Raw genomic sequence first — 25692 nt, forward strand, 5'->3', positions numbered from 1 at the left:
GCGCGGAGGCACGCCAGGCCAGGCGGACCGCCGCGCCGAAGCGGCATGAGCAGTGCAGGGCCAGGCCCTTCAGTCGCGTTCCGGCACCGGCACGTTGAAGCCGTTCAAGGTGGTCGATACCAGTGCGTACAGGCCCACGAGGTAGATCAGCTCGTTGATGCCATGCTGGCCGAAGGTGGCCAGCGCCAGCCGGTACAGCGGTTCAGGCAGCGTGCCGCCACGGCTGAGCGCGTAGGCCAGGTCGTAGGCCACGCTTTCCTGCTTGTCCAGGTCGAGCGGCTTGACGTCCGCTACCAGCGTGGCGAGGCGCTCGGCAGGCATGCCTTCGCGTTCCGCGACGGCGATGTGGGCGTAGATTTCATAGGCGGCGTTGTAGCGCGCGCCAACCACCAGGATGGCAATCTGGCGCACCTTGTCGGGCAGCGTGGCGTTGGCCGTCATGGCCAGGGTCAGGTTCCAGATCGCCTTGCCGATGGCCGGTTCGTGCAGCCACGGATTCCACGGCCCCATCAGGGCGCCATCTTCGCGTACGGCGATGAAATCGTTGAAATTGCTGGTGATGCCTTTGCGCATATCGTCGTACAGCGGCTGTTGTTCTTGTGTCAGGTCTTTCGGAGCGATCAGGGGCAGGCGCATGGAAACTCCTTGCAGGGTAGGTGGGCGGTGGGCGGCGGGAGCCAGCAGCCAGTATAGCCATCTGGCTGGCGGCTGCCTTACGCTGTCGCACACGTGCGCGGCCTGCGCCTACCTGCGCGGTTCGTGGATGCGGAATTTCTTGACGATGCCGGCCTGGTCGAACATGACGGCCACTTCGCGCGTGCCTTTTTCGCCCAGCAGGGGGATCAGTCGCGTCACGCTGGGTGTTTTCAGCTGGTTCTTGTAGACCCAGACTTCATAGCCGGGATCGAAGCTGACGACGGTGGCGTTGCCCAGGGCCGCGTCGAGGTCGAGGCGGGTGGTCTTGCCGACCTTGATGTTTTGATAGATGGCGCCATTGTCCGGCGCACGGTTGACCTTGTATTCACTGGCGGTGCACATGGCCACGGCCAGGCCCGCGAGGCAGGAAGCTGCCAGTTTTATCAATGTGTTCATATGGACTCCCAGTGTGCATCACTGCTTCCAATCTCAGAGGGGACGGGCGTGATGTCAGGAGGGAGTGTGCTTGTGTCGCCGCGAATGTGCTACAAGATTATACAAAGGTGCAAAATTTGATGCTGTCGGTACCGGCAGGCGGTACCTTCAGCGATTTTGCAGCACGTCGGTCGACAGCGCCAGGGTTTCCTTGATTTCTTCCATCACCACATAGCTCTTCGATTGCGCGGCGCCCGGCAACTGCAGCAGCATGTCGCCCAGCAGCTTGCGGTACTCGGCCATTTCATGGATGCGCGCCTTGATCAGGTAATCGAAGTCGCCCGACACCAGGTGGCATTCCTGCACTTCGGGAATCTGCAGCACTTCGCGGCGGAATTGCTCGAAGGCGGACGCGGATTTTTGATTCAGCGTAATCTCTACAAAGACGAGCAGCTTGGCGCCCAGCGCGGCCGGGTTCACCTTGGCGTGGTAGCCCGTGATGACGCCGTCGCGCTCCATGCGCTTGACCCGCTCGATGCAGGGCGTGATGGACAATCCCACCTGTTCGCCCAGGTCTTTCATCGAGATGCGGCCATCCTGTTGCAGGATGCGCAGGATGTGGCGATCCAGCTTGTCGAGGCCACGTGCCGATTCTTTAAGGATTCTCATGATTTATTGCTGAATATCTCGATTTATACGTGAACAAATACTGGCTCTTTCCCAATATGATAGCGGTTAATCTGGCGTCAGCCTAAAAAAATATAATGAGGAAACTATGCGTATTGTGATTCTGGGTAGCGGCGTCATCGGCGTCACCAGTGCTTACTATCTGGCCAAGGCAGGACATGAGGTGACCGTCATCGACCGCCAGCCGGGCCCGGCACTGGAAACCAGCTTCGCGAATGCGGGGCAAATCTCGCCCGGCTACGCTTCGCCATGGGCTGCGCCCGGCATTCCCCTGAAGGCCGTGAAGTGGATGATGCAGCGCCACGCGCCCCTGGCCATCTCGCTCGACGGCAGCGCCGCCCAGCTGAAATGGATGTGGCAGATGTTGCGTAATTGCACACCGGAAGCGTATGCCGTGAACAAGGAGCGCATGGTGCGCCTGGCCGAATACAGCCGCGACTGCTTCAAGGTGCTGCGCGCCGAGGCCGGCATCACGTATGAAGGCCGCCAGCAAGGCACGATGCAATTGTTCCGCACCGAAAAACAATACAACGACGCCGCCAAGGATATCGAAGTATTGAAAGACGCGGGCGTGCCGTACGAAGTGCTGCAGCGCAACGAACTGTCGCGCGCCGAGCCGGCCCTGGAAGCGGTCAAGGATAAACTGTTCGGCGGCTTGCGCCTGCCTAACGATGAAACGGGCGATTGCCAGCTGTTTACCACGCGCCTGTCCGAGATGGCCGAGGCGCTGGGCGTGAAGTTCCGTTATGGCGTGTCCATCGATGCATTGCTGACACAGGGCGACGAAATTGCTGGCGTGCAATGCGGCGCGGAAATCGTCAAGGCCGATTCCTACGTCGTGGCGCTCGGCTCCTACTCGACGGGCTTCATGAAGCCGCTGCTGGACATTCCCGTGTATCCATTGAAGGGCTATTCGATCACCGTGCCTATCGTCAACGCGGCCAAGGCGCCCGTGTCGACCATCCTCGATGAAACCTACAAGATCGCCGTCACGCGTTTCGACGACCGCATCCGCGTGGGCGGCATGGCGGAAATCGCCGGCTATAACCTGAACCTGAACCCGCGCCGCCGCGAAACCCTGGAAATGGTCGTCAACGACCTATTCCCCGGCGGCGGCAACACGGCTGAGGCTACCTTCTGGACGGGCTTGCGTCCGATGACGCCGGACGGCACGCCGATCGTCGGCCGCACGCCGCTGCGCAATCTGTTCCTGAATACGGGCCACGGCACCCTGGGCTGGACCATGTCCTGCGGTTCCGCGCAATTGCTGGCCGACCTGATGTCGTCGAAAAAGCCGGCCATCCTGGCCGACGACCTGTCCGTCAGCCGCTACAGCGGCGCGCAGGGCAATGGCAAACTGCAGCACGCGGTGGCTTGAGATGGGGGCCAGCATGCCTCCCAAGGAACGTAGCGGCGCCATCCTGACGGTGGACCTCGGTGCCGTGCGCGCCAACTACCGCTTGCTGCGCGACAAGGCGCACCCGGCCGCCTGTTCGGCTGTCGTCAAATCCGACGCGTATGGCCTGGGCGCCGCGCAAGTGGGCGCGGCCCTGTATGAAGAAGGTTGCCGCCATTTCTTCGTGGCCCACCTGGAAGAGGGCATCAGCCTGCGCCCGCACGTGGCGCCGGACGCGTCCATCTTCGTGCTGCACGGCCCGCCCGTCGGCACGGAAGGCGAATTCACGGCCCATGGCTTGACGCCGGTGCTCAACAGCGAGCCGCAGGTGGCGGGCTGGCGCGCGCATGCAAAAGCGCTGGGCAGCACCCTGGACGCCATCGTGCAAGTCGATACGGGCATGTCGCGCATGGGCTTGTCGCCGCAGGAAATCGACGCCTGGCTGCTGGACCCGCACTTTCTTGACGGCATCAAGGTGCGTTACCTGATGAGCCACCTGGCGTGCGCCGACGAGCGGAGCAACCCCATGAATGGCGAGCAGCTGGCCCGTTTCATCGCCATCCGCGCCCGTTTGCCGCAGTACCGCGCCAGCCTGGCCAATTCATCGGGCATCTTTTTGTCGCCCGATTATCACTTCGACCTGGTGCGCCCGGGCGCGGCCCTGTACGGCATCGGACCGCAGGGCGGCGAACCGAACCCCCTGCGCTCGGTCGTGCGCCTGCAAGGCAAGGTCTTGCAGACGCGCACGATTGCCGCCGGCGACCACGTGGGCTACAGCCGCCGCTACACGGCCAGCGAGCCGCGCCAGGTGGCGACGGTGTCCGTCGGCTACGCCGATGGCTGGCTGCGCAGCATGAGCAACCAGGGCCTGGCCATCGTCGACGGCGTGAAAGTGCCGCAGATCGGCGCCATCTCGATGGATTCCATCACGCTGGACGTGAGCGCCATCGCCGGCGACCGCGTCGCACCGGGCAGCCTGGTTGACCTGATCTGCGCCGAACACCCGGTCGACGCCGTGGCGGCCATGGCCAATACCATCGGCTACGAGGTGCTGACCAACCTGGGCGGGCGCTATTACCGCGAGTATCAAGGCCTCGCGCAAGCCGCACGCTAAACAGCGCAAACCCCATGATTGTGTGGCAAGATAGTCCTGCAGTGAAGTTCACTCCAGGGCTATTTTTTCACCATCATCGGGGATATATATGAGTCAATATAACGTTGCTATCATCGTCGGCAGCCTGCGCAAGGATTCCTTCAACCGCAAGCTGGCCGACGCCATCATCAAGCTGGCGCCGCCCGAGTTTTCCTTCAAGCACATCGAGATCGGCGACTTGCCGCTGTACGACCAGGATGACGACGGTGCGCAGTCCGAGCAAGTGCTGCGCCTGAAATCGGAAATTTCTGCATCGCAAGCCTTGCTGTTTCTTACCCCCGAATACAACCGCTCGATTCCCGGCGTGCTGAAAAACGCCCTCGACCAGGGCTCGCGTCCGTACGGCCAGAGCGTGTGGGGCGGCAAGCCGGGCGCCGTGCTCGGCGTTTCCGTCGGCGCCACGGGCACGGCCCTGGCGCAGCAGCATTTGCGCAATGTGCTCGCCTACCTGGACGTGCCGCTGCTGGGGCAGCCAGAAATGTTTATCCAGGCCAAGGAAGGCTTGTTCGACGAGCATGGCGGCATCGGTCCGGCCAGCCTCGGTTTCTTCCAGGGCTGGATGCAGCGCTACGTGGACTGGGTCCGCAAACACGCCATCCACGCTTGATGCATGTCAAGGCGGCAACGCTCGGCGTTGCCGCTTGTACACATTCTTTGACCATTGATGCCAAGATTTCAATATTGGCACGGGTGTCTCGGTATAATGCGCCCTTTCTTTAGCGCAATACTTTCCCGACCATCCCATTTCTTGTCGACCCCATGTGGACCAAACCTGTTCTGCGCATGAATTTGCGCCGCTTGATCGTGCTCGTGGCCTTTACCAGCGCCCTGGTGTCCCTGGCCAATACCTTCTACGCCAGCTACAGCGTGCAGCGCCAGCTGCTGATCGATACCACCCTGGAAGCGAACCACGCCTACGCCAGCAAGCTGGCCAGCACGGCCGAGGACTTCCTGCAATCGGCGCGCCAGCAACTGGCCTACAGCGCCGGCAGCCTGCCCTCGCGCATGGGCGACGAGCAATGGCTGACGGACGAGGCGCAACGCCTGCGCCTGCAAACGAACAGTTTCAATTCCGTGCTCATCGTCGATGCCCAGGGCAAGGTGCTGGGCGTGTCGCCGGAAACCCTGGCCCTGAAAAACCGCACGCTCGATTCGGCCGGCGCCATCCAGGCGCTGCGCGAGCGGCGCCCGCTGGTGACGCAGCCGTACGTGTCGTCGGTCGGCAATCTGGTCGTGTTCATCTCGCATCCCATCCTGGGCAAGGATGGCCGCTACCTGGGCTACGTGGGCGGCAGCATTTACCTGAAACAGAAAAACATCCTGTACACCATGCTGGGCCAGCATTACTACCGCGACGGTTCCTACCTGTACGTGGTCGACCAGAACCGGCGCCTGCTGTACCACCCGGACCCCGACCGCCTGGGCGACGTGGCCGGCAGCAATGACGTCATCGACGCCATCATCGCCCAGCAGGGCGGCGGCAACCGGCGCATGAACAACAGCCTGGGCGTGGACATGCTGGCCGGCTATGCCATCATGCCGTCGACGGGCTGGGGCATCGTGGCGCAGCGCCCGACGGCCATGACCCTGGCCCCGCTGAACCAGCTGATGGCCAATACGGTATGGCACTCGCTGCCCATCGCCTTGCTGAGCCTGCCATTCATCTGGTGGCTGGCCAGCCTGATTTCGCGCCCCCTGGTGCAGCTGGCCGAAGGCGCGCGGAACATGGATGCGCCCGGCACGGCCGAGCACATCGCCGCCATCCGCTCGTGGTACGTGGAAGCGGCGCAAATCAAGAAAGCCTTGCTGAAGGGCTTGGCATTGTTGCAGAACAAGATCGGCAAGTTGAAGACCGATGTGCAGACGGACCCGTTGACGGGCCTGTCGAACCGGCGCGGCATGGCGGCGGCGCTGGAAGGGTGGCAGGCGCAGGCGCGGCCGTTTTCCGTCATCGCCATCGACATCGACCATTTCAAGCAAGTCAACGACCGCTGGGGCCATGCCGTGGGCGACGAAGTCATCCTGCGACTGGCGCAGCTGATGCGCGCCTGTTCGCGTGATGCCGACGTGCTGTGCCGCAATGGCGGCGATGAATTCATCATGCTGCTGCCCGATGCCGACCTCGACGTGGCCATGCAGGTGGCCGAGCGCTTGCGCGCCAAGGTGGCCGCCGCCGTGATTCCCGGCGCGGGCCTGGTCACGATATCGCTGGGCGTCGTGTCGTCGGAACAGGAAGCGGGCAACACGGACGCCGTGCTGCGCGCCGCCGATGCAGCCCTGTACGTGGCCAAGGAAAACGGCCGCAATTGCGTGGGCATCACGGAACCCGCCTGAGGCGGTTTTCCGTTGGGCCGGTTTGATCTTGTCATTCGGAAAACATCAAACTGATCCTATGTTTTCTCCCGTTTCTGAGTCTGTTATGTTTTACCCGGAAAGCCTAGAGTGGAGGCCTGGGTAAAACAGACGTCACACGTCGGGAAGGCAACACATGTTAGGGCTTACGGCACTGGAACTGGCGCGCGTCCAGTTCGGCTTCACCATCTCGTTCCACATCATTTTTCCTGCAATCACGATCGGCCTGGCCAGTTACCTGACGGTGCTGGAAGCGGCGTGGCTGCGCACGCAGGATGGCGTGTACCGCGACCTGTACCATTTCTGGTCGAAGATTTTCGCCGTCAATTTCGGCATGGGCGTCGTTTCTGGCCTCGTCATGGCTTACCAGTTCGGCACCAACTGGAGTTTCTTTTCCGATTACGCGGGCAGCATCACGGGGCCGCTGCTGGCCTATGAAGTGCTGACGGCCTTTTTCCTGGAAGCGGGTTTCCTCGGCGTGATGCTGTTCGGCTGGCACCGCGTGGGACCCGGCCTGCACATGTTCGCCACGGCCATGGTGGCGCTGGGCACCCTGATTTCCGCCACGTGGATCATCGCCTCGAACAGCTGGATGCAGACGCCGCAAGGCCATGAAATCATCGACGGGCGCGTCGTGCCCGTGGACTGGCTGGCCGTCATCTTCAATCCCTCGTTCCCGTACCGGCTGCTGCACATGAGCGTGGCCGCCTTCCTCGCCACGGCCTTGCTGGTGGTGGCGTCGGCCGCCTGGCATTTGCTGCGTGGCAACGACAACGCGGCCATCCGCAAGATGATGACCATGGGCTTGTCCATGCTGCTGGTCGTCGCGCCCATCCAGGCCGTCATCGGCGACGTGCACGGCTTGAATACCCTCGAGCACCAGCCGGCCAAGCTGGCCGCCATGGAAGGCCACTGGGAGAATACGGGCAACGAAGGCACGCCGCTGATCCTGTTCGGCTGGCCCGACATGGCGCGCGAAGAAACCCTGTACAAGGTGGAAATCCCCCGCTTGGGCGGCCTGATCCTCGCGCACGACTGGAATGGCACGATTCCCGCCCTGAAGGAATTTGCGCCGCGCGACCGGCCCCCTTCCGCCGTCGTATTCTGGTCGTTTCGCCTGATGGCGGGGCTGGGCATGCTGATGATCGCGCTGGGCATCTGGAGCGCATGGTTGCGCTGGCGCAATACCTTGTGGCGCTCGCGCCTGTTCCTGCGCTGCGCCCTGTGGATGGGACCGAGCGGACTGGTGGCCATGCTGGCCGGCTGGTACACGACGGAAATCGGCCGCCAGCCGTGGACCGTGTACGGCTTGCTGCGCACGGAGGATGCCGTCTCGGCCCACGGCGCCACGCAGCTGGGCATCACCTTGCTGTTGTTCATTGTCATCTATTTTGCCGTGTTCGGCACGGGCATCGGCTACCTGCTGCGCCTGATCCGGGTGGGGCCGCAGCCGCACGAAGGGGAGAGCGTCGAGCATGGCGGCCCCGGCCAGGAACGCACGCCTGCACGGCCGATGTCGGCCGCGCATCTGGAAGAGCAAGCGCAAGGAGGACATTCGCATGGGCATTGATCTACCTCTACTGTGGGCCATTATTATCCTGTTCAGCATCATGATGTACGTGGTGATGGATGGCTTCGACCTGGGCATCGGCATCCTGTATCCGTTTTTCCAGGACAAGAGCGAGCGCGACGTGATGATGAATACGGTGGCGCCCGTCTGGGATGGCAATGAAACCTGGCTGGTGCTGGGCGGCGCCGGCATGCTGGCGGCCTTTCCGCTCGCGTATTCCGTCGTGCTCAGCGCCTGCTATCTGCCGCTCAGCTTCATGCTGATGGGCCTGATCTTCCGCGGCGTGGCCTTCGAATTCCGCTTCAAGGCGCGCGAGCACGAGCGCCACGTGTGGGACAAGGCCTTCATCGCCGGCTCTGTGGCGGCCGCCTTCTTCCAGGGCGTGACCCTGGGCGCCTACATCCAGGGCATGCCGGTGGTCAACCGCAGCTATGCGGGCGGCGCGCTGGACTGGCTCACGCCGTTTTCCCTGTTCACGGGCGCCGGGCTGGTGGCGGCGTATGCCTTGCTGGGCAGCACCTGGCTGATCATGAAGACGCAGGGCCGCCTGCAGGCGCGCGCCGTGCGTCTGACGCGCGTGCTCGTCTGGCTGCTGCTGGGCGTGATCGCCGTCATCAGCGTCTGGACGCCGCTGGTCGATCCGGCCATCGCCGCGCGCTGGTTTGCGCTGCCGCAATTGTTCTGCTTCCTGCCCGTGCCGCTGCTGGTGCTGGGCGCGGGCTGGCTGCTGCTGCGCTCCCTGCGGCAGGGGCGGCAGGCGGCGCCGTTCCTGTGCACGCTGGCGCTCGTCTTTCTCGGCTATACGGGCCTGGGCATCAGCGTGTGGCCGCACATCATCCCGCCATCGGTCTCGATCTGGGAAGCGTCGTCGCCGCCGCAAAGCCAGGGCTTTACGCTGGTGGGCGCACTGTTCATCATTCCCGTGATCCTGATGTATACGGTGTGGTCATATTATGTGTTTCGTGGCAAAGTCCTGCCGGAAGATGGCTATCACTGATGCAAGGACAAGGACAACAGACATGGTGGAAACGACTGGCCTGGATGGCCGGCCTCTGGCTGGCCAGCGTGGCGACCCTGGGCTTGGCGGCCTGGGCGATGCGCCTGCTGATGCGGGCAGCGGGGATGGGCAGCTGATGGCGGACGGGCAAGCATCCGGCATCCGCTGCGAGGTCGGCGGCCGGCGCCATCCGCTGGCCTTCCTCGGCTGCCGCGGACTCAATTACGGCCAGCACAGCGCGCTGCCGCTGCATCCATTTCGCCTGAGCGTGCCGGAAACGGCGCTGGCCGGCCTGCTCGACGAGCCGTTCAACGGTTTTCTCCAGACTTGCCGCGAAGACGATTTGCTGTACGAGGAAAGCGACTTGCCCGAGCTGATGCATGCTGGCTATCCCGACATCACGGCCATGCTGGCGGGCCACCGGCCGCTGCTGGCCGGGATGCTGCTCGACTTCATGATCGGAGACGTGATGGATGCGATCGGGCGCGCCAGCGGCTACCGGCCCCTGCACGCGCGCTACTGGGGCGATGTCGAGGCGGCGGACGCCCGCGCGTACTTCACCGTGAATCAAGTGCAGACCGTGTCGTTTGCCGATGGCCAGGTCATCTTCGAAGGGCAGGGCTACTACGGCGTGTACGTGATCTGGCTGACGCATGGCCGGCGAGCGTGAATAGGGACTTGACCTTCCTCATGTGGGAAGGTTTATAGTGGCACCATGAACCGTGCCTTTTCCCGCTTTCTCGCCCACTCGCTGCTCTGGCTGCTGGCCGTCACGCTGCCCATGCAGGGCTTTGCGTCGGCCATGCGCAGCTGCTGCGTGGACGAGCTGGCGGCGGTGGTCACGGTCGCCGTCGAGGCAATGTCTACGCCCCAGTGCCACAGTATGGCCGACATGGCCGACATGCGGATGGCGGACCAGCCGATGAAAATGGCCATGGACGATGGCGGCGCCATGCGCCATGGCCACGATTGCAGCAACCATGGCGCCTGCACCGTGGGCGCTGCGGCGCCGCCCGGCATGCCGCCCCTGCATGCCCTGACCCTGCGCGCGCCGCCCCCGGCGCTGGCGCCCGATTCCCTGTTCGCCGGGCATATCCCGTCCGGTCCCGAACGTCCCCCGAGAAGCACGCGCTCCGCCTGACCGCCCGTTGAACCTGGCGGTGCCGCCGTCGCACGTCCCTGCAGCTTGTATCGTGCACCGTGCTCCGGCCGCGCCAGCGTTCCAGTCGCGCGCCCGCCGCGCCATACCCTGTTCTTCAAGGAATACCATGAAATACCTGTTCAGCTTTGCGCTGGCTGTGCTGCCGCTGGCCGCCGCAGCGCAGTCACAGCCCGCCCCGCAAGAGGCGCAAGCCTCCGTGCCGGCCACCACTTACCGCTCCGCCTTCGCCGGCTACCGTCCCGCCGCCGAGGACGAGGCCACGCCCGATCAGGCCTGGCGCGCCGTCAACGACAAGGTCGGCAAGGCCGGCGGCCACATGGGCATGATGAAGATGGACGGCCACAAGATGGAAGGCCATGCCATGAAGGGCCACACGATGCCGACGGATAAGCCCAGCCCCAGGCCCGATGCCCAGCCCGCCCCGCAACATCAGCACGAAGGACACTGACATGCCACGTTTCACCAAATCAACTTGCCTCACGCCGCTGGCGCTGGCGGCCGTCCTGCTGCTCAGCGGCTGCGCCAGCTTCAGCGCCGATGGCGGCATGCAGGCCGTGTCCGCGCTGGCCGACGCCCGCACGGGCGCGCCCGACGCGCTGGCCGACAAGGGCGGCGAGGAAAAACTGGCGACCTTGCTGGCCCAGCCCCTGGACGCGGACAGCGCCGTGCGCATCGCCCTGATGAACAACCACGGCATGAAAGTGGCGCTGGCCGAACTGGGCGCGTCCGAGGCGGACCTGGTGCAGGCGGGGCGCTTGCGCAATCCCGGCCTGTCGTTCGGTCGTTCGCATGGCAGTCACGGCAATGAAATCGACCGCGGCGTCAGCTTCGACCTGGCCGGCTTGCTGACCATGCCGATGCGCGTGAACATCGAACGGGGCCGTTTCGAGCAAGCCAAGCTGCAAGCGGCCGGCAGCGCCGTGCAACTGGCGTCGGATACGCGCCGCGCCTACTTCAACGCGGTGGCCGCCGTGCAGACGGAACAGTTCATGCAGCGGGCGCTGCTGTCGGCCGAGGCGGGCGCCGAACTGGCCACGCGCTTGCAGCAGGCGGGCAACTGGAGCCGCCTCGACCAGGCACGCCAGCAAGTGTTTTACGCGGACGCCGTCGGCGACCTGGCCCGCGCGCGCCACCAGGCCACGGCCACGCGCGAGCATCTGACGCGCTTGCTGGGCCTGTGGGGCAAGCAGACGACGTTCACCTTGCCGTCGCGCTTGCCCGATTTGCCGGCCAAGCCAGCCGAGGCGGGCAATATCGAGGCGCAAGCCATGGAGCAGCGCCTCGACGTGCAGATGAGTAAACTCGACGCGCATGCGACGGCCAGCGCGCTGGGCCTGTCCAAGGTGACGGGTTTCATCAACGTGCTCGACGTGGGCTACACCAACAAGAGCACGAGCGAGGCGCCGCGTGAAAACGGCTACGAAGTGTCGCTGGAGCTGCCCCTGTTCGACTGGGGTTCGGCGCGCAATGCGAAGGCGCAAGCCATGTATGAGCAGTCGCTGCAGCGCACGGCTGGCACGGCCGTACGGGCCCGCTCGGAAGTGCGCGAGGCGTATTCCAGCTACCGCACGGCCTATGATCTGGCGCGCCACTACCGCGATGAAGTCGTGCCGCTGCGCAAGACGATTTCGCATGAAGTATTGCTGCGTTACAACGGCATGCTGGCCAGCGTCTTCGAACTGCTGGCCGATGCGCGCGAGCAAGTTGCCAGCGTCAACGGCGCCATCGACACCCAGCGCGATTTCTGGATTGCGCAAACTGAATTGCAAGGCGCCATCAATGGCAGCGGCCCTGCCAACAAGGAATAATGATGATTACACGTAGAAACTTTTTCATGAATGCGGGCGCGGTCGCCCTGAGTGCGGCAGCGGTGAGCCGTGTCGGCGCGGCATCGTTGCCGGAAGCCGTCAGCATGGCTGGCGCGGAGACGAAGGCGCCGACACCGCCGCCGAACGGACGGCCGTACAACCCCGTCGTCACCCTGAATGGCTGGTCCTTGCCTTGGCGCATGAATAACAACGTCAAGGAATTCCATCTGGTGGCCGAACCCGTCGTGCGCGAACTGGCGCCCGGCATGATGGCCAATCTATGGGGCTACAACGGCCAGTCGCCCGGTCCCACCATCGAAGTGGTGGAGGGCGACCGGGTGCGCATTTTCGTCACCAACAAGTTGCCCGAACACACGAGCGTGCACTGGCATGGACAGCGCTTGCCCAACGGCATGGATGGCGTCACGGGCCTGACCCAGCCGGGCATTCCTCCTGGCAAGACCTTCGTCTATGAATTCGTCGCCAGGCGGCCCGGCACCTTCATGTACCACCCGCACGCGGATGAAATGACGCAGATGGCCATGGGCATGATGGGTTTCTGGGTCACGCACCCGAAAGACCCGAATTTCATGAAGGTGGACCGCGATTTCGTCTTCTTGCTGAGCAACTACGACATCGACCCCGGCAGCTACACGCCGAAGATCATGACCATGACGGATTTCAATCTGTTCACCTTCAATAGCCGCGTCTTCCCCGGCATCGACCCGATGGTCGTGCGCCAGGGCGACAAGGTGCGCGTGCGCGTGGGCAATCTGACCATGACGAACCACCCGATCCACATGCATGGCCATGAATTCGAAGTGACGGGCACGGATGGCGGCTGGACGCGCCCCGAATCGCGCTGGCCCGAAGTGACGACGGACGTGGCCGTGGGCCAGATGCGCGCCGTCGAGTTTACTGCCACGGACCTCGGCGACTGGGCTTTCCACTGCCACAAGTCGCACCACACGATGAATGCCATGGGGCACGACGTGCCCACCATGATCGGCGTCGACCACCAGGGCGTGGCGGCGAAGATCAATCAATTGGTGCCCGGCTACATGGTGATGGGCGAACGGGGCATGGCCGACATGGGCGAGATGCAGATGCCGATCCCCGACAATACCTTGCCGATGATGGCGGGCGACGGCCCCTTCGGCGCCATCGGCATGGGCGGCATGTTTACCACGGTCAAGGTGCGCAAGGATCAAAAAACCGGCGACTACCGCGATCCGGGCTGGTACAAGCACCCGGCCGGCAGCGTGGCGTATGAATGGACGGGCGCCTTGCCGGAACCCGTGCGCGGCCAGGGTACGGGCAAGCTGCCGGCCAAGGGCAGCGTCGAGATGACGGTGCGCAAACCTGGCGCGCACGCGGGCCACTAACGCGGGCCATTAACGGAGGGGCGCCAAGCCCATGCCCGAACGGCTTGCCTAGCATGGCAAGCCGTTTTGCATGTTGCTATAAATCAAGGAATTGTTGTTTGGTGACAATCCGAGCATTTTTTTCCGTGTTTTTTCTTTATATTCAAGCCAGTACGCTCCAGTTGCATCGAGTATCGGCCAGTCTATGGGAGAAATCATGTTGAACCGGATGAAGGTGGGAACGCGCTTGCTGGCGGCATTCTTTTGCGTCGCGCTGATGGGGGCCATCGTGGCCGGCATCGGCATCTTCAACATGGGCAAGATCGATACCATGGCGGGGCAGATGTACAACCATGAACTGTTGGGCTTGTCGTACATCAAGGAAGCCAACATCGCCTTGATCAAGGTGGGCCGCGCGCGCAGCAATTTCTTGCTGGCCACGACCGCAGAGGAGCGCGCCACGCGCCAGGCCGACATCGCCAAATTCCTCGACTTGAATAAAAGCTATTTGGCCAAGGCGGAACCGCTGTTCGTCACGCCGGCCGCCAAGGAACTGTTTGCGCGCTTCGCCGCCGTCGAAGCGGAATATATTGCCACCATGCAGCAGGCGCTGACCCTGGCGGCGGCCGAACCGCTGGCCCAGCGCAGCGCGCAACTGGTCGATCTGCTCAACAAGACGCGCCAGCATGCCGATGAACTCGACGGCGTGCTGGACAAGCTGTCGCAGCAGAAGGAAGAGCGCGCCAAGGCCGCTTCCGAGCAGGCATCCGGCGTGTACCAGGCCAGCCGCAGCTTCATGATCGCGCTGGTGCTGGGCAGCATGGCGGCCGGCCTGGCGCTGGGGGCGCTGATTACGCGCGGTCTGACGCGCCAGCTCGGTGGCGAACCGGCGTATGCCGTCAAGATCGCCGGCGCCATCGCCGAGGGCGACCTCACCGTCGATATCCGCACGGCCAGCCACGACAGCGCCAGCCTGCTGTTTGCCATGAAAACCATGCGCGACAAGCTGGTGGGCATCGTCAGCCAGGTGCGCTCGGGCACGGACACCATCAACACGGCCTCGGGCGAAATTGCCCAGGGTAACCTCGACTTGTCGTCCCGCACGGAAGAGCAGGCCAGTTCGCTGGAAGAAACGGCGTCGTCGATGGAAGAGCTGACGTCGGCCGTGCGGCAGAATGCGGACAATGCGCGCCAGGCCAATGCGCTGGCCGGCGCCGCGTCCGACGTGGCGGGCAAGGGCGGCGCCGTGGTGGGGCAGGTGGTGCAGACGATGGAATCGATCAACGCATCGTCGCGCAAGATCGTCGACATCATCAGCGTCATCGACAGCATCGCCTTCCAGACGAACATCCTGGCCTTGAACGCGGCCGTGGAAGCGGCCAGGGCGGGCGAGGAGGGGCGGGGGTTTGCCGTCGTCGCGTCCGAAGTGCGCAACCTGGCGCAACGCTCGGCCAGTGCCGCCAAGGAAATCAAGATTCTGATCGGCGACTCCGTCGAGCAGGTGGAAATCGGCTCCAGACTCGTGCATGACGCGGGCAAGACGATGGATGAAGTGGTCACCAGCGTGCGCCAGGTGGCCGACATCATGCAGGAAATCACGGCCGCCAGCGCCGAGCAAAGCGCCGGCATCGAGCAAGTCAACCAGGCCGTGCTGCAGATGGACCAGGTGACGCAGCAAAACGCGGCCCTGGTGGAAGAGGCGGCCGCCGCCGCCGAATCGCTGCAGGACCAGGCGCAAACCCTGACGGAACTGGTGGGCGTGTTCCGCCTGCATGCCCAGGCGCAACAGATGGCCGTGCCGGCGTCCAGCAATGTCACGCCGCTGCGCCGGCCGGTGCCTGCCGCCAGGCAGGGCGTGCGGCGCCTGGCCTGAAATGGGGCGGGCCCGGGCGCAATCGGCGCGGCGGTGGTAGGCTGTCGTTATTGCGCGTTTGCCACTTCCGGGTTTCCCATGCCGTCTTCTTCCCTGCCGCTGTTGTGTTTCTCCGTGTTATTGCTCTCCCTGCCGCCGCTGGCGCAGGCGCAGGAGGGCGATCCCGTGCTGCCGTACCGGCCTTCCGTGGCCAGTCCCGCCCAGCTGCCCGTGCCGGGCCAGCTGGAATTCGAGGCGGGCGGCCTGCTGTCGAAAACGGACGACACGCGCCGCGCCAGCCTGCCGTACACGTTCAAACTGGCGTTCAGCCCGGAATGGGGCGTGTTGCTCGAAGGCGAGGGCTTCGTGCGCGCGCGCGACGACACGGGGCGCCGCGAAACGGGCGTGGGCGACACGACGGTCGTGCTCAAGCGCGCCTTTTTGCTCGACAGCGCCACGGCGCTGGGCCTGGAACTGGGCTGGAAGTTGCCCACGGCCAAGGACAGCATCGGCAGCGGCAAGAGCGACGTGTCGCTGAACGGCATTTTCAGCCGCGACCTCGGCGCCGTGCACATGGACGCCAACCTGAACGCCACGCGCCTGGGCGCAGCCGACCCGCATACCGGCAGGGTGCAAACGGGCTGGGCGACCTCCTTTTCCACGCCCGTCAGCGAGCGCTGGGGCGCCACGGCGGAAGTGTCGGGCACGCGCTTGCGCGGCGCGCCGGCCACGGCGCAGCTCTTGCTGGCCGCCACCTACAGTCCCACGCCGCGGCTGGCCATCGACATCGGCATGGCGCGCGGCTTGACGGCGGCATCGCCGGACTGGTCGCTGTTCAGCGGCGTGGTCGTGCCTTTGGGCAAGCTGTGGTGAGATTGCCACGGCAATCCTTATGTGTCCTTGCGAACAAACAGTTGGTTGCACAAGGTCTACAATTGCGGCATAACTGATAAAAGGAGTGTCCCCATGAAAACCCTGATTCTTGCCGCCGTCTTGCTGTCGGCCGCTACCGCTGCCGTCGCCCAGGTGGGCGTCTCCGTCACCGTCGGCCAGCCGGGCTTTTACGGACGCATCGACATAGGCGACTATCCCGCGCCGCAATTGATCTATGCCCAGCCCGTCATCGTGCAGCGCCCGCAATACTATTCGGCGCCCCCCATCTATTTGCGCGTGCCGCCTGGCCATGCGAAACACTGGTCCAAGCACTGCCGCAAGTATAATGCCTGTAACCAAGAGGTATATTTTGTCCAAGATAGTTGGTATAACAACCAATATGTGCCCCGTTACCGCCAGCAGCATGGCGACCATGGCCGTCCCGACTACCGGGACCATGACCGTGATCGCGGCTACTATGACAAGCATGATGACAAGCGCGACAAGCACGAAGGCAAGCGCGACAAGCACGAAGGCAAGCGCGACAAGCATGATGACAAGCCAGGCAAGGGCCATGGAAACGGTCATGGCAATGGCAATGGCAACGGGCACAGGGATTAACAAGCAGGAGGATCTTTGCATAGTAAAATCGTTATCGTAGGGGGAGGTGCAGGCGGCCTGGAGCTGGCCTGCAAACTCAGCCGCAAGCTCGGCGCCGGCCAGGTCACCCTGGTCGACAGCCGCCTGTACCATATCTGGAAGCCGTCGCTGCATGAAGTGGCGGCCGGCACCCTGGACATTCATCAAGAGGGCCTGTCGTATCAGATGTTGGCGCATGACAATGGTTTCACCTATGTCTATGGCCCCCTGATCGCACTCGACGCCGCGTCGAACAGCCTCACCGTGGGCGCCATCGCCACGGACAAGGATGAGCAACTCTTGCCGCAGCGCACTGTCAGCTACGACCAGCTGGTGCTGGCCGTGGGCAGCACCTCGAATTACTTCGGCGTGCCCGGCGCCCAGGAAAACACGATTTCCCTGAATGCCACGGAAGACGCCGAACGTTTCCGGCTGACCCTGCTGAAACTGCTGGCCATGGCCGAACAGCGCCAGGGCGACGCGGGCCATCCCGGCGTCGACATCGTCATCATCGGCGGCGGCGCCACGGGCGTGGAACTGGCGGCCGAATTGCGCGAAGCGAGCGGCGTGTATGCCGCGTATGGTTTCCAGAATCTCAACGCCATCAAGGATGTGCGCATCACCCTGCTCGAAGGGGCGCCGCGCATCCTGGCGCCGCTGCCCGAGCGCGTCTCCATCGCCGCCTCGAAATTGCTGCACCAGCACGGCATCACCGTGGTGACCGATACGCGCGTCACCACCATCGAAGCCGACAAGGTGACGGTGGCCAGCGGCACCAGCTATGCGGCCGACATCTGCGTGTGGGCGGCCGGCATCCGCGCGCCGGAATTCCTGTCTACCCTGGGCTTGCCGACCAACCGCGCCGGCCAGCTGGAAGTGACGGGCATGCTCAACGTGCAGGGCCATGCGAATATCTTTGCGCTGGGCGACTGCGCCGCCTGCATGGGGCCGGACGGCAAGCTGGTGCCGCCGCGCGCCCAGGCTGCCCACCAGCAAGCCGATTACCTGCTGAAAACGTTCCTGCTGCAAGCGAAGGGCAAGCCGCCGCAAACCAAGTCGTATGAATACCTGGACTACGGTTCGCTCGTGTCCTTCGGCCGCACCACCTCGGTTGGCACCCTGATGGGTTCGCTGAAGGGCCTGAGCTGGTTCGTCGAAGGATTTGTTGCGCGCATGATGTATGTGAGCCTGCACCTGATGCACCACAATGCCGTGCTGGGCAGCGTGCGCACGGCCGTCATGGCCATGGGCCGCTTCCTGATCAAGCGCAGCACGCCGCAAGTCAAGCTGCACTGATCGCGCTGTAGTAAACGGTTTGCGCCGGATCAAACAAGGGGCCTTGCGGCCCCTTTTTATTTGCCGCGCGCGACAGGCGCCGCTTCGCAACGGCCCCGCGTCATGGGAAAGTCGATGGTGGTGAATTTGCCCTTCAAGGTGCCAACGATGCTGGCATGCAAGATGCGCTCGCTGTCGCGGCGGTAGATGATGCGGCTCGGAAAGTCGTTGTCCAGGTTGGCGAAGATGAATTCATTCGGCTTGTCCTGACGCAGCAGGTTGAAGATGACGGGCGGCTGTCCCGACGGCTGCACGATGTAGGCCAGCTGGCCCGGTTCCGTGAGGCGGATCTGCACGAATTCAAAGGCCGTCGTCTTGCCGCCCTTGACGGTGCGGCTGGTGCCGAGGATGGTGCCGCCGGCGGCCGTGCTCCATTGTTCGCCGGAACCGGGTTCGGCGCCGTCGACATTCCAGCAGCCGGCCAGCCAGGCCAGCTTGTCCACGGTTTCCGGCGGCGGCACGGTATTGTCGGCGGCCTGGGCGGCGCCCATGGCCAGCAGCGCTGCCAGCAAGGTCGTTGCGAATCGTTGCATGCCATCTCCTGTCGTTGCGATGTTAGCGGTTGCTGGGGCACGCCGGCGGCGCGCCTGCCCAGTGTAGCCGATGCTGGGCTGCACACGGCAAACACTTTATACTCGGGAAAGATGCCGACCGTCACCACCATCACGCCAAGGACAATCATGCACGATACTTCCACGCAGCCGCACGGCGCCGCCGGGCCGGGCCAGTTCGACGATCGCTACATCAGCCTGAAAAGCCTGGGCCTGGACCCGGAGCAGCTCGATTTTTACCAGCTGCTGCTGGCCTGCAGGGCCAGGGGGGACGCCGGGGAAAGCCTGCGGCAGGTCGTGCGTTTCCGCACGGATGGCTATGGCAAGTCCCGCTTCATCAGCAGTCTGGACGCGTTGCCGGCGCCGCTGGCCACGTTTCCCCTGTGGCGTGCCGAGCTTGACGGCTGGCCCGGCGAACTGGCGCGCGAGGACTTGCTGGCGCGGGCCAGTGCAGCGCTGGAGCAGCCGGTCGGCGTCTTTCTCGCCTCGGCCGGCTGGCGCACGGCATTGCCCGACATTTGGCAAACCCTGCTGGCGCTGGGATGGCGGCAGGCGGGTTCCCCGGCCGATGCCGCCCTGGCGGCGCAATTGACGGATGTGTTGCGTGTTGGACATTTCTTGCAGGTGCTGGAAGGCGATCGCACCAGCCTGGCCGGGCATGGCGCGCGCCGCGATGTGCTGGGGGCGCAACTGCTGTTGCCGGAAGAGGGCATGCCGCTGCCCCGTTGAGGCGGGCAGGGCGCCCGCTGCGGGAAATTATTCTTTTGGCGTAATGCGCGGCAAGACGACGGTCAGGGCCGTGCCGCCTTGCGGATTGGCCGTCAGGCTCAGGGTGCCGCCCAGGTAATGCACGCGCTCGCGCACGGAGCGCAGGCCGTGCTTGCTCATTTCGACGGGCTCGTTGGCCGGCAAGCCGCTGCCGTTATCCTTGACCGTCATCATCAGCGCCTCGTCATTGTCGTCGATGATGATGTCCACCTGCGTGGCGTGGGCGTGCGCGGCGATGTTGCCGAGTGCTTCTTCCAGGGTACGCAGCAGGGCCACGCCCACGTTGCGCGGGCAAATCAATTCATCTTCGGGCAGGCTGCAGCGCACGGTGATCTTGTGCTGTTCGGCAAATTGCGCGGCCAGCTCACCCAACGCGACATTTACGCCGAGAAACTCGAGCTTGTCGTTCCACAGCTTCATCTGCATCTGGCGGTTGGTCTCGATTACATTCAGCAGCAATTGCTTCATCGTCGCCGCGCGGTCGAGCAAGGCGGCTTCCTGCGGCATCTTTTGCGTCAGCAGCGACAGGTGCATGGTGAGCGCCGTCAGCGAGGAGCCGAGGCTGTCGTGCAACTGGCGCGACAGGGCGCGCCGTTCATTGTCCCAGCTGGTGTTGACATGGCCGAGCAATTCGCTGAGGTCGGCGGCGCGTTCCGCATCGGCCTGGGACGCTTCCTTGTTCGGATCTGTTTGTGCGGACATAGCGCCCCGTGAATGGTGAAAGGTAAGGACCAAATTCAAGTTGTGGATCATACATGAGGATTTCATCGCGGGGCGCATGGATGAAAAATTTCTGTCTTTTCGGCAATTTTAATCTCCTTCCATCATTTTTATGTGATAGACAATATTATCGTTTGCGCCAGCGGGCATCGTTCCCGTCGTTACGTACGGCTGCGCACATACCGGGGCGCGCTACGCTGCCATAGTGGGGCCGTGCCTCCCCCATGCAGCACTGGCCCGCTTACCGAAACGAAAGGACATGCCATGAATATCGATACCATCGTCGACAAGGAATACCTCGACAAAAGCTTCCGCGACATCGTCAATGCGCCCATCAGCGCCCTGCGCGGCGTCAGCGCAAAAGACGCCAAGGCCTTGCAGCAGGCGTTTGGCGTGACCACCGTGCGCGAATTGTCCAACCTCAACTTCGTCAAATGGGCCAGCGCGCTGGCCATCCTGGCCGATGAAGAGGGCATGAGCGGCGAAGAGCGGGCCAAGGAAGAATTGCTCGACGACGCCGTGGAAATGACCTTCCCCGCCAGCGACCCGATCTCCGTCGATGCGGGCATCACGCGCATCGAAGTGTCGCCCGACACCGTCAATGCGCAAACGGACCACCAGCATGCGGGCCAGCATGAAGTGACGGCTGGCAAGAAATAAAGCCTGCAGGACATGAAAAAACCGGCTGGCCGCGAGGCTCGCCGGTTTTTTTACGCGCCTTTACGTGCCGCGCCGCGTCACCGTCAGGCGATCGATGGAATGCTGCTTTTCTGCATGTTGACCTGCGCCGCGATCACTTCGTGCGGCGTGCAGCAAAAGCGGTTCTTGCCGGCGCGCTTGGCTTCATACAGGGCCGTGTCCGCCGCGCCGAGCAGGGATTCGACGGTGCTGGCGTCGTCCGGGTAGATGGCGATGCCGATGCTGGTCGACAGGCGCAGGGTCAGGTCGTTGATGAAATACGGCTCGGAAATGACTTCGATCAGCTTGGCGGCCGGTTCGCGCGCGTCGCCCTTGCCAGCCAGGTTGCCCAGCACGATGACGAATTCATCGCCGCCGATGCGCGCCACCGTGTCTTCCTTGCGCGACGCGCCCACCAGGCGGGCCGCCACCATTTTCAGGATTTCGTCGCCATAGCCGTGGCCGTAACTGTCGTTGATGGCCTTGAAGCCGTCCAGGTCCAGGTACAGGATGGCCGACTTGCCGCGGCTGCGGGCCGATTGCTGCAGCGTATGCTCGATGCGGTCTTCCAGCAGGCGCCGGTTCGGCAAGCCCGTCAGCGGATCGTGCAGCGCCAGTTCCTGCTGCTGCTTGCTGTATTGCGCCAGTTCCTTGTACAGCAGGCGCACTTCCAGCATGTTGTGGATGCGCTTGTGCACTTCCATCAGGTCGAAGGGCTTGCTGATGAAGTCGCGCGCGCCCGCTTCCAGGGCGGCGATCTTGAAACTCGGTTGCGCCGTCAGGGCCAGCACGGGCAGGTAGCCGCCATGTTCGATTTCTTTCAAGCCTTTCATGACCTGGAAACCATTGAGTTCCGGCATTTGCAGGTCGAGCAAGATCAGGTCGTAGCAATGCTCCCGGTGCAGGGGGCAAACCTGGGCCGGACGCATGGTGGCCGTGACGTTGGTATAGCCGGCATCGCGCAGGATTTCCAGCATCAGGTCGACATTGTCGGGTGAATCGTCGACGACCAAAATTTTGGCTTTCAAAATCTCATCTTGGCTGGGCATGTAAGGTCTCGGTTATACGGTCTATGCAACGCTGGCTTCTACCGCAGATGATGGGCTGACGGCGGTGGAAAAGATAGTAGCGCCTTGCAACAAGATAGGGCGCACAACTGCGCATGAACTCGCTTCTGCCGTTCTCCCCGGCCAAGGTCGCCGCTTCCAGCCTGCCGTGCAGGTGTGCTTCTGCATTTCAGTGTAGCAAACTTCAGCTTAGTTGCTTGTAGGACAGTGCCGCGTCTGAAAGTAGGAAGGCTAACCCATGAAAATAGTCATTTTGTACTGCACTATTTATTTCTTTGCATCATCTTTTTAAGATGGTGTTTTGCGCTCCCGTCCCGGGCGCGCAGCGGCCAGCTGCGCCACGGCCGCCACCAGTCCGGCCGGGTCGAGCGGCTTCGAGATCCAGGCCTGGAAGCCGCTGTCGAGCGCCCGCTGGCGATCTTGCGGTTGCGCAAACGCCGTCAGCGCCAGCGCGGGCAGCCGGGCCAACTCCGGGGCGGCGTGCGCGCGCACTTGCGCCAGCAAGTCGAAACCGTCGGCGTAGGGCATGCCGATGTCGCTGACCAGCACATCCGGGCGCACCTGCTCCAGCAGTTGCAGCGCTTGCGCCACGCCGCCGGCGCCGTGCACTTCGGCATTGTTGTCGCGCAAGATGCGTTCCGTCAGTTCGCGCGCGTCGGCGTCGTCATCGACCAGCAGCACCTTGACGCCGCGCAAGTCATGGCTGGAGGGCGGGGCGCTGCCCGCCTGGCGCGCGGCGGCCGGCGTGCCCAGCGGCAGGCGCACGGTAAAGCTGGCGCCCTGCATGTCGCCGGCGCTGCTGACGGTGACCGTGCCGCCATGCTGCTCCACCAGATGCTTGACGATCGCCAATCCCAGCCCCAGGCCGCCGTGCCGGCGCGTGGTGGAGGCATCGGCCTGGCGGAAGCGGTCGAACACGTGCGGCAGGAAATCCTTCTTGATGCCGACGCCGTTGTCGGCCACCGTGATGGACAGGCGCGACGCCTCGCGGCGCACGCCGATATCGACCCGCCCCCCTTGCGGCGTGAACTTCAGTGCATTCGACAGCAGATTCCAGATCACTTGCTGGATACGGCTGGGGTCGCCCGTGATGGTGCCCGCATCGCTGGCGATGTTGCAGTGGATGGCGATGTGCTTGGCGTCGGCCGCCGGGCGCAGGGTTTCGATGGCCGAGGCGATGATGCTGGCGGGCGCCAGGGTTTGCAGGTCTAGCAATACCTTGTCGGAGGTGATGCGGCTCATGTCGAGCAAGTCCTCGATCAGCTGCGCCTGCGCGCGCGCATTGCGTTCGATGCTTTGCAGGCCGCGGTGCAGGTCGGCCTGGTCGCGCGTGCCGCGCCGCAGCACCTGGGCCCAGCCGAGGATGGCCGACAGGGGCGTGCGCAGCTCATGCGACAGGGTGGCGAGAAAATCGTCTTTCAGCTGGTTGGTGCGCTCGGCTTCGGCGCGCGCCTCGCGTTCGCTGTCGAGCAGTACCTTGCGCTCTTCGGCGGCCCGCGTGGCGGCCGCGTACAGGCGCGTATTGTCGAGCGCGACGGCGGCCTGGGCCGCGATGGCCGAGACGATGCGTTCGCTGCGCGCGCTGAACATGCCCGCCTGCGGATGACCGAGCAGCAAGCGCCCCAGCAACAGGCCCGAGCGCGAGCTGACGGGCAGGCTCAGGCAGCTGCGCAGCGGCGGCGCGCCATCGGCGCTGGCATCGGGCGCGGCCAGCAAGTCGTTCTGGCGCATGGCCGGCCCCTGGCGCAGTTCGGTGGCGATGGCATCGGCCTGGCGCAGGCTGATGCCGTTGACGGCGCGCGCCGAGGGCAGGGGCGCGGCGCTGTCGGGAATCTCGCCCGCATCGTCATAATAGAAGGCGCCGAAGCGCGCGCCGCTGATGCGCGTGGCTGCATCGACGGTTTCCTGCAGCAGGGCGGGCAAGTCGAGGGTGCCGGCCAGGGCCGCCCCTGTATTGTTGAGCAATTCGAGCACGCGCGTTTCATCGCGCAAGGCTTCCTGCGCGCGCTTGACCTGGTCGACGTCGGTGCTCGTGCCAAACCAGCGCAGCAGCTGGCCGCCCCGGTCGCGCACGGGATTGGCGCGCGTCAGGAACCAGCGGTACTGGCCGTCGGCGCCGCGGATGGGAAATTCCATTTCGAAGGGCGTGCCGTCGCGCAAGGCGGCCTTCCACGCGTGCAGCATGGGTGGCAAATGCTGCGCGTGATAGGCGATGCTCCAGCCGTCGCCCGCCATCTGTTCGGCGCTGGTGCCCGTGTAGTCGTGCCAGCGCTGGTTGTACCAGGCAATGGTGCCGTCGAAGCTGGCGATCCAGGCCAGTTGCGGGATGGAATTGGCCAGCGCGCGCAAGTCTGCCTCGCTGTGGCGCAAGCTTTCCTCGGCCGCCTTGCGCTGGCTGATGTCCTGGATGTACGTGGTCAAGCCATCGCTGGAAGGGAAGATGCGCACTTCCAGCCAGCGCCCCAGCGGCCGGTACAGCAGTTCGAAGCTGCTGCTGTGCTGCTGCGCCATGGCGCGCCGGTATTGCACTTCCAGTTCCGTCCCCTGCAGGGCGGGGCAGGCTTGCCACAGGCTGCTGCCCGCCAGGCTGGCGCCGGGCGGACGCTGCGGTGCGAGCATGTCGGCGCCGCGCGTGTTGATATAGCGGATGGTCCAGTCGCGGTCGAGCAGGCAAAAGCCATCGGTGATGCTTTCCATTAAGTTTGCCAGGCGCTCGCCGGAGAGGCTCAGCGGCGCTGATGGGGGCAGCAGATCTTGCGTGCGGTCAGGCTTGGCCATCGGAAATCCTGCAACAGTGAGTCTGCCGCACGGGCTCTTGCCCCGCCGGGCCGCCGCCGCTAAGCTCAGTTAAATGGGTCATGATGGTCAATGCCCGCGCCATGAATGAGGGGAGGCACAAGCGCCCCTGTCTGGCTGGTATTGTAGCCCCAAGCGGCGCAGCGCCACCGCACGCTTGCGCGTTGCCTGCAGATAGCACTGGACAGGCTGGAAAGCAGTCCCTATAATCCCGCTTCTTTCGAGACAGCAACTTCTCGATTCGCTGGAAGCTCCTGTGAAAGCAGAAGTATCCATCGATAAAAAGGCGTCAGCTTTTTAGCAGTGAAAAGGTAGTCGATCATGCGGGGCGGTATTCTGCAAAATCAGCTAAGCGATTGAAAAATCGAACTTTTCAAAGCGAAATGAATACGCTATAATGTTTGCCTGCGCGGCTGTAGCTCAGCTGGATAGAGTACTTGGCTACGAACCAAGGGGTCGTGGGTTCAATTCCTGCCAGCCGCACCAGAATACTGAAAATCAGACTTTGCCTGGTTTTGTTGTAACAAGTTTCACCTCCATGTTGTTAATGGAATGTTGTAGAAGTTTTGCGGCTGTAGCTCAGCTGGATAGAGTACTTGGCTACGAACCAAGGGGTCGTGGGTTCAATTCCTGCCAGCCGCACCAGTATTGCCAGCATCGGGTTTTTCCCGTGCTGATGAAAGTTTCAAGCTTCGCGCCGTCCGGCGAAGTGTGTCAGAGTTTGCGGCTGTAGCTCAGCTGGATAGAGTACTTGGCTACGAACCAAGGGGTCGTGGGTTCAATTCCTGCCAGCCGCACCAGTATTTGCAGTAAAGAAAAACCCGGAAAGTTCGCTTTCCGGGTTTTTTTTCGT

The 25692-nt window shown here is 63.7% G+C and carries 25 protein-coding genes and 3 tRNA genes; 21 read left to right on the plus strand and 7 right to left on the minus strand.

Annotated elements, in window-relative coordinates; genetic code table 11:
* Positions 1-69 precede the first annotated feature (69 nt).
* From OX460_RS01075 to OX460_RS01085, 3 genes are all read right to left on the minus strand, one after another.
* Positions 70-636, minus strand: coding sequence for a carboxymuconolactone decarboxylase family protein (locus OX460_RS01075; protein WP_289897335.1), 567 nt, complete (start codon positions 634-636; stop codon positions 70-72).
* A 108-nt stretch (positions 637-744) separates the two neighbouring features.
* Entirely contained in the window at positions 745-1092 is a 348-nt protein-coding gene (locus tag OX460_RS01080; protein ID WP_099667338.1) for a hypothetical protein, read from the minus strand.
* Between the two features lie 147 nt (positions 1093-1239).
* Positions 1240-1740, minus strand: a complete 501-nt coding sequence (locus tag OX460_RS01085; protein WP_070222192.1) for an Lrp/AsnC ligand binding domain-containing protein — start codon at positions 1738-1740, stop codon at positions 1240-1242.
* Positions 1741-1846: 106 nt separating this feature from the next.
* On the opposite strand from OX460_RS01085, the gene OX460_RS01090 reads away from it, so the two are divergent.
* The 16 genes from OX460_RS01090 to OX460_RS01165 all read left to right on the plus strand — a co-directional run bounded on the left by OX460_RS01090 (position 1847) and on the right by OX460_RS01165 (position 18220).
* Positions 1847-3136, plus strand: coding sequence for a D-amino acid dehydrogenase (locus OX460_RS01090; RefSeq protein WP_099667339.1), 1290 nt, complete (start codon positions 1847-1849; stop codon positions 3134-3136).
* A gap of 13 nt (positions 3137-3149) precedes the next feature.
* Positions 3150-4268 (plus strand): alanine racemase, encoded by a 1119-nt coding sequence (alr, locus tag OX460_RS01095; protein ID WP_289897336.1) that lies wholly within the window; start codon positions 3150-3152, stop codon positions 4266-4268.
* Between the two features lie 88 nt (positions 4269-4356).
* Entirely contained in the window at positions 4357-4914 is a 558-nt protein-coding gene (locus OX460_RS01100; protein WP_099667341.1) for an NAD(P)H-dependent oxidoreductase, read from the plus strand.
* Positions 4915-5066: 152 nt separating this feature from the next.
* Complete coding sequence (locus tag OX460_RS01105; RefSeq protein ID WP_289897337.1) at positions 5067-6641, plus strand: sensor domain-containing diguanylate cyclase; 1575 nt, start codon at positions 5067-5069, stop codon at positions 6639-6641.
* A gap of 154 nt (positions 6642-6795) precedes the next feature.
* Positions 6796-8229 (plus strand): cytochrome ubiquinol oxidase subunit I, encoded by a 1434-nt coding sequence (locus OX460_RS01110; protein WP_099667343.1) that lies wholly within the window; start codon positions 6796-6798, stop codon positions 8227-8229.
* Positions 8219-9226: a cytochrome d ubiquinol oxidase subunit II gene (cydB, locus tag OX460_RS01115; protein WP_289897338.1), complete on the plus strand. Its 1008-nt coding sequence runs from the start codon at positions 8219-8221 to the stop codon at positions 9224-9226. The genes OX460_RS01110 and cydB overlap by 11 nt, the downstream gene beginning before the upstream one ends.
* Before the next feature lie 44 nt (positions 9227-9270).
* Positions 9271-9363 (plus strand): DUF2474 family protein, encoded by a 93-nt coding sequence (locus tag OX460_RS01120; RefSeq protein ID WP_306558458.1) that lies wholly within the window; start codon positions 9271-9273, stop codon positions 9361-9363.
* Complete coding sequence (locus OX460_RS01125) at positions 9363-9896, plus strand: hypothetical protein (RefSeq protein ID WP_289897339.1); 534 nt, start codon at positions 9363-9365, stop codon at positions 9894-9896. The genes OX460_RS01120 and OX460_RS01125 overlap by 1 nt, the downstream gene beginning before the upstream one ends.
* Positions 9897-9941: 45 nt before the next feature.
* Entirely contained in the window at positions 9942-10367 is a 426-nt protein-coding gene (locus OX460_RS01130) for a hypothetical protein (RefSeq protein WP_289897340.1), read from the plus strand.
* A 127-nt stretch (positions 10368-10494) separates the two neighbouring features.
* Positions 10495-10836: a hypothetical protein gene (locus OX460_RS01135; protein ID WP_289897341.1), complete on the plus strand. Its 342-nt coding sequence runs from the start codon at positions 10495-10497 to the stop codon at positions 10834-10836.
* Between the two features lies 1 nt (position 10837).
* Positions 10838-12196 (plus strand): TolC family protein, encoded by a 1359-nt coding sequence (locus OX460_RS01140; protein ID WP_289897342.1) that lies wholly within the window; start codon positions 10838-10840, stop codon positions 12194-12196.
* A gap of 2 nt (positions 12197-12198) precedes the next feature.
* Positions 12199-13581: a copper oxidase gene (locus OX460_RS01145; protein ID WP_289897343.1), complete on the plus strand. Its 1383-nt coding sequence runs from the start codon at positions 12199-12201 to the stop codon at positions 13579-13581.
* A 196-nt stretch (positions 13582-13777) separates the two neighbouring features.
* On the plus strand, positions 13778-15433 hold the full coding sequence (locus OX460_RS01150) for a methyl-accepting chemotaxis protein (RefSeq protein ID WP_289897344.1): 1656 nt from the start codon (positions 13778-13780) through the stop codon (positions 15431-15433).
* Between the two features lie 78 nt (positions 15434-15511).
* Positions 15512-16285, plus strand: a complete 774-nt coding sequence (locus OX460_RS01155; protein ID WP_289897345.1) for a transporter — start codon at positions 15512-15514, stop codon at positions 16283-16285.
* A gap of 93 nt (positions 16286-16378) precedes the next feature.
* Positions 16379-16906 (plus strand): hypothetical protein, encoded by a 528-nt coding sequence (locus OX460_RS01160; RefSeq protein ID WP_289897346.1) that lies wholly within the window; start codon positions 16379-16381, stop codon positions 16904-16906.
* Between the two features lie 15 nt (positions 16907-16921).
* On the plus strand, positions 16922-18220 hold the full coding sequence (locus OX460_RS01165) for an NAD(P)/FAD-dependent oxidoreductase (protein WP_289897347.1): 1299 nt from the start codon (positions 16922-16924) through the stop codon (positions 18218-18220).
* 56 nt (positions 18221-18276) lie between these two features.
* Here OX460_RS01165 and OX460_RS01170 read toward each other — a convergent pair whose 3' ends face one another.
* Complete coding sequence (locus OX460_RS01170; RefSeq protein WP_289897348.1) at positions 18277-18792, minus strand: DUF6265 family protein; 516 nt, start codon at positions 18790-18792, stop codon at positions 18277-18279.
* Positions 18793-18939: 147 nt separating this feature from the next.
* Here OX460_RS01170 and OX460_RS01175 point away from each other — a divergent pair, with 147 nt between their 5' ends.
* Positions 18940-19539, plus strand: a complete 600-nt coding sequence (locus OX460_RS01175) for a hypothetical protein (RefSeq protein WP_289897349.1) — start codon at positions 18940-18942, stop codon at positions 19537-19539.
* Between the two features lie 27 nt (positions 19540-19566).
* Here OX460_RS01175 and OX460_RS01180 read toward each other — a convergent pair whose 3' ends face one another.
* Complete coding sequence (locus OX460_RS01180) at positions 19567-20280, minus strand: ATP-binding protein (protein WP_099667356.1); 714 nt, start codon at positions 20278-20280, stop codon at positions 19567-19569.
* A gap of 282 nt (positions 20281-20562) precedes the next feature.
* On the opposite strand from OX460_RS01180, the gene OX460_RS01185 reads away from it, so the two are divergent.
* On the plus strand, positions 20563-20958 hold the full coding sequence (locus OX460_RS01185; RefSeq protein WP_077406391.1) for a hypothetical protein: 396 nt from the start codon (positions 20563-20565) through the stop codon (positions 20956-20958).
* 83 nt (positions 20959-21041) lie between these two features.
* On the opposite strand, the gene OX460_RS01190 is transcribed toward OX460_RS01185, so the two are convergent.
* The gene (locus OX460_RS01190; RefSeq protein WP_077406388.1) at positions 21042-22025 is read right to left on the minus strand and encodes a diguanylate cyclase; all 984 of its coding nucleotides are present in this window, start codon (positions 22023-22025) and stop codon (positions 21042-21044) included.
* A gap of 306 nt (positions 22026-22331) precedes the next feature.
* Positions 22332-24821: an ATP-binding protein gene (locus tag OX460_RS01195; protein WP_289897350.1), complete on the minus strand. Its 2490-nt coding sequence runs from the start codon at positions 24819-24821 to the stop codon at positions 22332-22334.
* A 427-nt stretch (positions 24822-25248) separates the two neighbouring features.
* On the opposite strand from OX460_RS01195, the gene OX460_RS01200 reads away from it, so the two are divergent.
* The 3 genes from OX460_RS01200 to OX460_RS01210 all read left to right on the plus strand — a co-directional run bounded on the left by OX460_RS01200 (position 25249) and on the right by OX460_RS01210 (position 25639).
* Positions 25249-25325 (plus strand) — tRNA-Arg (locus OX460_RS01200).
* Between the two features lie 82 nt (positions 25326-25407).
* Positions 25408-25484 (plus strand) — tRNA-Arg (locus OX460_RS01205).
* Positions 25485-25562: 78 nt separating this feature from the next.
* Positions 25563-25639 (plus strand) — tRNA-Arg (locus OX460_RS01210).
* Positions 25640-25692 lie beyond the last annotated feature (53 nt).

Source organism: Janthinobacterium sp. SUN033, from assembly GCF_030397595.1.
GTDB lineage: Bacteria > Pseudomonadota > Gammaproteobacteria > Burkholderiales > Burkholderiaceae_D > Janthinobacterium > Janthinobacterium kumbetense.

Excerpts from the sequence above, each read along its gene's own strand:
- OX460_RS01075 (WP_289897335.1), bottom strand. The coding sequence starts at position 636 with ATGCGCCTGCCCCTGATCGCTCCGAAAGACCTGACACAAGAACAACAG.
- OX460_RS01080 (WP_099667338.1), bottom strand. The coding sequence starts at position 1,092 with ATGAACACATTGATAAAACTGGCAGCTTCCTGCCTCGCGGGCCTGGCC.
- OX460_RS01085 (WP_070222192.1), bottom strand. The coding sequence starts at position 1,740 with ATGAGAATCCTTAAAGAATCGGCACGTGGCCTCGACAAGCTGGATCGC.
- OX460_RS01090 (WP_099667339.1), top strand. The coding sequence starts at position 1,847 with ATGCGTATTGTGATTCTGGGTAGCGGCGTCATCGGCGTCACCAGTGCT.
- alr (WP_289897336.1), top strand. The coding sequence starts at position 3,150 with ATGCCTCCCAAGGAACGTAGCGGCGCCATCCTGACGGTGGACCTCGGT.
- OX460_RS01100 (WP_099667341.1), top strand. The coding sequence starts at position 4,357 with ATGAGTCAATATAACGTTGCTATCATCGTCGGCAGCCTGCGCAAGGAT.
- OX460_RS01105 (WP_289897337.1), top strand. The coding sequence starts at position 5,067 with ATGTGGACCAAACCTGTTCTGCGCATGAATTTGCGCCGCTTGATCGTG.
- OX460_RS01110 (WP_099667343.1), top strand. The coding sequence starts at position 6,796 with ATGTTAGGGCTTACGGCACTGGAACTGGCGCGCGTCCAGTTCGGCTTC.
- cydB (WP_289897338.1), top strand. The coding sequence starts at position 8,219 with ATGGGCATTGATCTACCTCTACTGTGGGCCATTATTATCCTGTTCAGC.
- OX460_RS01120 (WP_306558458.1), top strand. The coding sequence starts at position 9,271 with ATGGCCGGCCTCTGGCTGGCCAGCGTGGCGACCCTGGGCTTGGCGGCC.
- OX460_RS01125 (WP_289897339.1), top strand. The coding sequence starts at position 9,363 with ATGGCGGACGGGCAAGCATCCGGCATCCGCTGCGAGGTCGGCGGCCGG.
- OX460_RS01130 (WP_289897340.1), top strand. The coding sequence starts at position 9,942 with ATGAACCGTGCCTTTTCCCGCTTTCTCGCCCACTCGCTGCTCTGGCTG.
- OX460_RS01135 (WP_289897341.1), top strand. The coding sequence starts at position 10,495 with ATGAAATACCTGTTCAGCTTTGCGCTGGCTGTGCTGCCGCTGGCCGCC.
- OX460_RS01140 (WP_289897342.1), top strand. The coding sequence starts at position 10,838 with ATGCCACGTTTCACCAAATCAACTTGCCTCACGCCGCTGGCGCTGGCG.
- OX460_RS01145 (WP_289897343.1), top strand. The coding sequence starts at position 12,199 with ATGATTACACGTAGAAACTTTTTCATGAATGCGGGCGCGGTCGCCCTG.
- OX460_RS01150 (WP_289897344.1), top strand. The coding sequence starts at position 13,778 with ATGTTGAACCGGATGAAGGTGGGAACGCGCTTGCTGGCGGCATTCTTT.
- OX460_RS01155 (WP_289897345.1), top strand. The coding sequence starts at position 15,512 with ATGCCGTCTTCTTCCCTGCCGCTGTTGTGTTTCTCCGTGTTATTGCTC.
- OX460_RS01160 (WP_289897346.1), top strand. The coding sequence starts at position 16,379 with ATGAAAACCCTGATTCTTGCCGCCGTCTTGCTGTCGGCCGCTACCGCT.
- OX460_RS01170 (WP_289897348.1), bottom strand. The coding sequence starts at position 18,792 with ATGCAACGATTCGCAACGACCTTGCTGGCAGCGCTGCTGGCCATGGGC.
- OX460_RS01175 (WP_289897349.1), top strand. The coding sequence starts at position 18,940 with ATGCACGATACTTCCACGCAGCCGCACGGCGCCGCCGGGCCGGGCCAG.
- OX460_RS01180 (WP_099667356.1), bottom strand. The coding sequence starts at position 20,280 with ATGTCCGCACAAACAGATCCGAACAAGGAAGCGTCCCAGGCCGATGCG.
- OX460_RS01185 (WP_077406391.1), top strand. The coding sequence starts at position 20,563 with ATGAATATCGATACCATCGTCGACAAGGAATACCTCGACAAAAGCTTC.
- OX460_RS01190 (WP_077406388.1), bottom strand. The coding sequence starts at position 22,025 with ATGCCCAGCCAAGATGAGATTTTGAAAGCCAAAATTTTGGTCGTCGAC.
- OX460_RS01195 (WP_289897350.1), bottom strand. The coding sequence starts at position 24,821 with ATGGCCAAGCCTGACCGCACGCAAGATCTGCTGCCCCCATCAGCGCCG.